Raw genomic sequence first — 2,344 nt, 5'->3', positions numbered from 1 at the left:
GAACTGGGTGTGAAGTATCCTCAGTCGGTCAAGGTCTGGGAGGATGCGTGGGATAGATTCGTGCCATTTTTGCAGTTTCCTCCAGCGGCCAGGAAGGTTATCTATACGACGAATTCGATTGAATCGTTTAACAACCAGCTGCGTAAAGCCACGCGTAACCGGGTCCAATTTACTAATGATGAATCCGCGTTAAAGACGTTGTGGTTGATGATCTGCAACATCGAAGACAAACGAGCCGCAAAGAGAGCGAAACAAGGCAAACGAGCCTCAGCTACAGCCAGCAGGCTCGTGGAAGGAGCACGAGTATCCGGCTGGAAACAAGCCATTAACCAAATGGCCGTGGCCTACCCCGACAGCTTCGACAAATACCTATAAACCTAGCCCCACACACAAACAACTTGACACCCTCCGAACAAGCAAGCATTGATAGATGCAGGTCTGCACTACATTTTGTCGGTGAAACCCCACCGTGCCTGAGGTGATTGAAACCTGGCGGCGGGAAATCCCTGGTGAAGCCTACGCCCACGGCCAGATCTGGACACAAGCCTCGGCAAGCGATGCGCGCAAACACACAACCCCGAATACGGTGACCCACTTCCAGTACTCCTATGATCGGGCCAGACGCGGCCTGCGCGGAATCAAAGAGCAAGTCGCAAAAGCCAAACGCGCTGTTGACGGCGCAATCGCCATTAAGCGCAACCGCTATTTCGATCTTTCCATCCCGAACAAGAAGGTCAACTACGCTCTCGCTGCCAAACACCGAGCCCTAGCCGGAATTAAAGGCTATGAAACCGACCTGACCGCTCTTCCCGCCCAGGAGGTTATCGGGCATTACCGCAGGCTATTCCACATTGAAAATGTCGTATCGGATGTCGAAATCAGACCTGAAAGCACGCCCAATCTATGCGAGGAAACAAAACTCGATCACAGCACATCTCAATATTGTGATGGCAGCACTAGCCGTGACCCACCTGATGGAGACCCGCAGTGGTCACTTCATCAAACGCCTCGTGAGAACACTCAAGAAATACCGCAGCTTTCAACTCGTCGTTGGCGGCGAAACCATTCACGCCGCCGTACCATTCCCGCCCGACCTCACTGCCACCATCCAAGTAATCACCGGCCGCGAACTTCCGCACAAAATTGGCCTAAGTCAGGTTAGAAGGGAATCAGCACACCGTCTCGTGGGATTCGTGCTCTGGGTGCTCAATCTGGATGGTGGAGTGCTCGATACCGTGTTCGCGCAGGGCCTGCTGGGCGGCATCCAACAGCGGGCCGGTGCCGACGGTGCCGTCGCGCACGATATGCACGGTCGTGAGCACGTTCACGCCGTCCAGGCTCCACAGGTGCAGGTCGTGGATGTCAGCAACGCCCTCGACCTGCCGCAGCGCGGGCTCGATCGCACTGGCGTCGAAGTCCGCCGGGACTTGCTCGAGCAGCACGCTCGTCGAAAGCCGCATGAGCTGCCAGGCGCGCGGCAGCACCATCGCCGCGATCGCTAGGGAGGCGATCACGTCCGCCGCCACAAACCCCGTGGTCAGTACCACGATGCCGGCCACGATTACTGCGACAGAGCCGAGCATATCCACTAACACGTGCAAGAACGCGCCCTCCACGTTGATCGAGGATTTGCGGTGCCGGTGCAGAACCCACGCCGATAGCGCATTCGCCACCAGGCCGATCACCGCGATGATCAGCATCGTTTTTCCCTGCACTTCGGCCGGGCTCTGCAGGCGGCGCACCGCCTCGACGACAATCCACACCGAGATCGCCAGCACCATCACTGCGTTCGCCAGTGCAGCAAGCACCTCCACTCGTCGGTAGCCGTACGTGGCCTGAGCCGATGATTGTCTGCGCCCAACCAACACCGCTAACACCGCGATGATCAACCCCGCAGCGTCGGAAAGCATGTGCATCGCATCCGCCATCAGCGCCATCGAACCCGCCAACCAGCCGCCGATCAGCTCCGCGAAGAAGACGGTGCCGGTAATGCCTAGCGCAATCAAGAGTGCGCGCAGCGGCGTGCTGGAGTGATCGTGGTCGTGGTGCTCGTGTGCCATGCACTCAGCCTATCCCCGTCGACGCTTATTGACAATTAAATGCAAATGGATGGCGGTAAGCGCAGCCACTGAGGCCAAGTCGGCCTGCTTTAGGTCATTGTGCAGTTGTCCTTTGAATGTGTAGAGAAGCTGAAACATGAACAACCAAAAAGGTGAGGTTACCCTCGTTTAGTGGACACCCGATTAGTGCGGATTTTGTGTCCGTAGGAGAGGATGTTCATTGTGAGTCAACAACGCCAGAAATACACGCCGGAGTACCGGCGTGAAGCCGCAAACCTAGTAAT

At 56.9% G+C, this 2,344-nt stretch carries 2 protein-coding genes and 1 pseudogene; 2 read left to right on the top strand and 1 reads right to left on the bottom strand.

The genetic code is table 11. The annotated features are described in order from the left end of the window. Nucleotides 1-375, top strand: a 375-nt coding sequence (locus ABRP86_RS11420) for a transposase (protein WP_349864448.1), incomplete at its 5' end; no start/stop codon positions are given. Nucleotides 376-411: 36 nt separating this feature from the next. Next, nucleotides 412-1,139: pseudogene (locus ABRP86_RS11415) on the top strand (IS1634 family transposase); the annotation flags it as partial. A 30-nt stretch (nucleotides 1,140-1,169) separates the two neighbouring features. On the opposite strand, the gene ABRP86_RS11410 reads toward ABRP86_RS11415, so the two are convergent. After that, nucleotides 1,170-2,060: a cation diffusion facilitator family transporter gene (locus ABRP86_RS11410; RefSeq protein ID WP_349864445.1), complete on the bottom strand. Its 891-nt coding sequence runs from the start codon at nucleotides 2,058-2,060 to the stop codon at nucleotides 1,170-1,172. Between the last annotated feature and the right edge of the window lie 284 nt (nucleotides 2,061-2,344).

It is taken from the genome of Corynebacterium sp. KPL3927, assembly GCF_040225835.1.
Taxonomy (GTDB): domain Bacteria; phylum Actinomycetota; class Actinomycetes; order Mycobacteriales; family Mycobacteriaceae; genus Corynebacterium.
The sequence above is the reverse complement of the archived record's forward strand: the minus strand, read 5'-3'. Positions and strand labels throughout refer to the sequence as shown.

Excerpts from the sequence above, each read along its gene's own strand:
- ABRP86_RS11410 (WP_349864445.1), bottom strand. The coding sequence starts at position 2,060 with ATGGCACACGAGCACCACGACCACGATCACTCCAGCACGCCGCTGCGC.